This window comes from Actinomycetota bacterium (assembly GCA_005774595.1).
Taxonomy (GTDB): domain Bacteria; phylum Actinomycetota; class Coriobacteriia; order Anaerosomatales; family D1FN1-002; genus D1FN1-002.
On the sequence record VAUM01000185.1, the window covers coordinates 1 to 3,849 of the forward strand.

The window sequence follows — 3,849 nt, forward strand, 5'->3', positions numbered from 1 at the left end:
GGGCGCTACGCCGCATTCCTCGCGCGGCGTATCGTCGCCGTCGCTTCCGGGGGCGAGCGCGTGCTCGTGGCGGCGGCGGACGGCGCGCGGCTCGGCGGCGCGCTCGCGGTCGAGGTCGCACGCATCGCACCGGACCTGCGGCTCGAGTGGCCGGGCGAGCCGGCGCCGCTGGCGGCGGGCTGCATCGTCGACGGCGGGCGCGTACGCGCGGAGGTCTCCGCGGCCGCGGCGGTCGCGGAGCGGCGTAGCGAGCTCGAGATGACCGCGGCGCGGGCGCTGTTCGGCGGCGAGGGCGTAGCTGCGTGACTGCGAAGGCGCCCATGCTGCGCGCGACGCGCGAGACCATCCGCTACGGCTTCGCGTCGGGCAAGGCGAAGGTACTCTCCCAGCGGGTCTTCGGCCGCTCGACGTTCGAGCGACTGCTCGATGCGCCGTCCTTCGGCGAGCAGGTCCGCGTCCTGTCCGACACGCCGTACGGCCGCCACCTCGAGGGTGTCGACACCGCCGAGGGTGTCGAGCGGGCCATGATCGAGGCGCTCGACGGGTTCTACGGCTTCCTCGCGGAAGCGGCGCTGCCCGAGCCGGTCGTGCGCTTCTTCCGGGTGCGTCACGACTTCGGTGCGATGCGCGCGGCGTGGAAGGCGCGTGCCGTCGGGGCCGCGTACGAGCCGCCGCCGCACTCGCTCGGCACCGTCGACGCGGCCGTGTTCTCCGCGCCGCCGCAAGACTGGCCCGAGCCGTTCGCGTCCGTGGCCGCGGAGGCGGCGCGTGCAGCGGAGGCGGACGCGGGAGCGCTCGACGCCCGTGCCATCGACGCGGCGGTCGACCGGGCGCTGTTCGCCGAGATGGCGGAGTGCGCGAGAGCTTCGCGCAGCGAGTTCCTGTCCGGGCTGGTCGCGCACCTCGCCGACCTCGCCAACGCGCGCGCGCTCGTGCGCTCGCGTGCCGCGGGACGTGCGGCCGCGGAGGTCGAGGCCGGTCTGGTGCCCGGCGGCGCCGCGAGGGCGTCCGCGCTCATGGAGTGGTACGCCTTGCCGGCCGCGGACCTCGCGGCGCGGCTCGCTGCATCGCCGTCGCTCGCGGGCGTCTCGGCCGCCGACCTGCTCGACCCGGCGCGCATGGACGTCGCCGGCGACGACGCGGTCGCGCGGCACCTGCGGCGCGCGCATGCGGTTCCCGTGGGCGCGGAGCCCGTGATCGCGTACGTGCTGACCCGTGAGGCCGAGGTCGCCGCCGTCCGCACGATGCTCCTCGGGCGCCTCGCCGGGCTGAACGCGGACGTGCTGCGCGCGAGGCTGCGCGAGACGCAGGGGGCGGCGCGATGACGGCTCCCGCGCGTGCGGCGGTCGTGGGCGACGCGACGAGCGTGGCGGGGTTCCGCCCGCTCGGGTTCGCCGTCTTCCCGGTCGAACGCCCTGCCGACGCACGCGCGCTGTGGGAGCGCCTCGCCGGTGGCGAGTTCGCAGTCGTGTTCGTGACCGAGCCGGTGTACGACGCCGTGGCCGAGCTGGTGGCCGGCGTCGCCGACCGACCGGTCCCGGCCGTGACGGTCATCCCCGGGGTGGGCAGCCCCGGCGGTGTGGGAGAGGCCAAGCTGAGCGCCGCCATCGAGCGCGCGCTCGGCACGAAGGTACTGATCCGAGAGGACGCGTAGATGGAGCAAGGCACGATCGTGAAGGTCGCCGGCCCGCTCGTGGTGGCCGAGGGCCTCACCTCGTCGAAGATGTACGACCTGGTCAAGGTCGGCGCCGAGGGCCTGATGGGCGAGATCATCGAGATGCGCGGCTCGCGCGCGTCCATCCAGGTCTACGAGGAGACCGAGGGCCTCGGGCCCGGCGACCCCGTCGAACCGACGGGGATGCCGCTGTCGGTCGAGCTCGGGCCAGGCATGCTCGGCGCCGTGTACGACGGCGTCCAGCGCCCGCTCGACGCGCTCGAGGCGATGGCGGGGGCGTTCCTCGCGCGCGGCATGAGCGCGCCGGGCCTTTCGCGCGACGCGGTCTGGGAATTCTCGGCGACCGTCGCGAAGGGCGCTCGCGTCTCGGGCGGCGATGTCATCGGCACAGTGCAGGAGAACGAGGTCATCGAGCACCGCGTCATGGTGCCGCCGGGGCTGTCCGGTGAGGTCACCGCGATCGCGAGCGGGTCGTACACCGTCGAGCAGCCGGTCGGGCGCCTGCGCGCGGACGACGGCGCCGAGCACGACCTCGCGCTCATGCAGCGCTGGCCGGTGCGCGTACCTCGGCCGTACGCATCCAAGACCGCCGCGAGCGAGCCGCTCGTCACCGGCACGCGGGTGATCGACACCTTCTTCCCGCTGGCCAAGGGCGGCGCCGCCTGCATCCCCGGGCCGTTCGGCGCGGGCAAGACCGTCACACAGCACCAGGTCGCCAAGTGGTCGAACGCGCAGATCGTCGTCTTCATCGGCTGCGGCGAGCGCGGCAATGAGATGACCGACGTGCTCATGGAGTTCCCCGAGCTCACCGACCCGTACTCGGGACAGCCGCTCATGAAGCGCACGGTGCTCGTCGCCAACACCTCGAACATGCCGGTCGCGGCTCGCGAGGCGTCGGTCTACACCGGCATCACGATGGCCGAGTACTTCCGCGACATGGGCTACGAGGTCGTCCTGCAGGCCGACTCCACCTCGCGCTGGGCCGAGGCGATGCGCGAGATCTCCGGACGGCTCGAGGAGATGCCCGGCGAGGAGGGCTTCCCCGCTTACCTCGGCACGCGGCTGGCCGCGTTCTACGAGCGCGCCGGCAAGGTCGTGTGCCTGGGCGGCGGCGGCGCGGCCTCGGCAGACCCTTCGTCGCTGGTGCCCGGCGCACAGGACGCGCCTGCGCAGGCTCCTGCGGGCCCGCCGCAGGCCGCCGCCCGCAGCGGGTCCGTCTCGGTCATCGGGTCGGTGTCGCCGCCCGGCGGCGACCTGTCCGAGCCGGTGGTGCAGAACACACTGCGCGTCGTGAAGGTGTTCTGGGCGCTGCAGGACACGCTCGCGTTCCAGCGCCACTTCCCGGCCATCGACTGGCTGACGAGCTACTCGCTCTTCCTCGACAAGGTCGAGCCGCACTGGGCGGCCGATGTCTCGCCGGACTTCCGCTCGCGCCGCGACCGCGCCATGGCGATCCTGCAGCGCGAGAGCGAGCTCGCCGAGATCGTGCGCCTCGTCGGCCTCGAGGCCCTCTCGCCCGAGGAGCAGGTGCTGATGGAGACCGCCAAGTCGCTGCGCGAGGACTTCCTCCAGCAGAACGCGTTCCGCGACGACGACCAGTTCTCGTCGCTCGCCGAGCAGGACCTGCTGCTCGGCACGATCCTGCACTTCCACGAGCGGGCGCTCGAGGCGGTCGGGCGCGGAGCGGATCTCGCGGCGGTGCTCGCGGCGCCCGTGCGCGAGCGCATCGCCCGCGCGAAGTACCTCACGCTCGAGCAGGTCGACGAGTATCGCGTCATCTCCGATGAGATCGACACGCAACTGGTCGCCTCGGGCGCGCCCGAGCACGCCCCGCAGGCCCGGAGGGCGGGTGATGCCTCGTGACGCGCGAGTACACCACCACCCGCGACATCGTCGGGCCACTGCTGCTCGTGGAGGACGTCGCCGGCGTCACCTACGGCGAACTCGTCGAGCTCGCGTACCCGGACGGCACGACGTCGCTCGGCAACGTGCTCGAGGTCGACGGCGACACGGCGCTCGTGCAGGCGTTCCAGGGCACGCGCGGCGCGAACCCCTCGCAGACCCGCGTGCGCTTCCTCGGCCGCGTGCTGGAGATCGGCGTGTCGCGCGACATGCTCGGCCGCGTGTTCGATGGCCTCGGCCGGCCGCGCGACGGCGGTCCCGAGATCATCCCC

The 3,849-nt window shown here is 73.7% G+C and carries 4 protein-coding genes; all 4 read left to right on the top strand.

Annotated elements, in window-relative coordinates; all coding sequences use genetic code 11:
• The first annotated feature begins 302 nt into the window (after nucleotides 1-302).
• A complete protein-coding gene (locus FDZ70_07500; protein ID TLM73690.1) occupies nucleotides 303-1,325 on the top strand; it encodes a V-type ATPase subunit in 1,023 nt (340 codons plus the stop codon).
• The gene (locus FDZ70_07505) at nucleotides 1,322-1,654 is read left to right on the top strand and encodes a hypothetical protein (protein TLM73691.1); all 333 of its coding nucleotides are present in this window, start codon (nucleotides 1,322-1,324) and stop codon (nucleotides 1,652-1,654) included. The genes FDZ70_07500 and FDZ70_07505 overlap by 4 nt, the downstream gene beginning before the upstream one ends.
• The gene (locus FDZ70_07510) at nucleotides 1,655-3,538 is read left to right on the top strand and encodes a V-type ATP synthase subunit A (GenBank protein ID TLM73692.1); all 1,884 of its coding nucleotides are present in this window, start codon (nucleotides 1,655-1,657) and stop codon (nucleotides 3,536-3,538) included. It begins immediately after the preceding gene.
• A partial coding sequence (locus tag FDZ70_07515) for a V-type ATP synthase subunit B (protein ID TLM73693.1) occupies nucleotides 3,535-3,849 on the top strand: 315 nt, incomplete at its 3' end. The genes FDZ70_07510 and FDZ70_07515, both read left to right, overlap by 4 nt.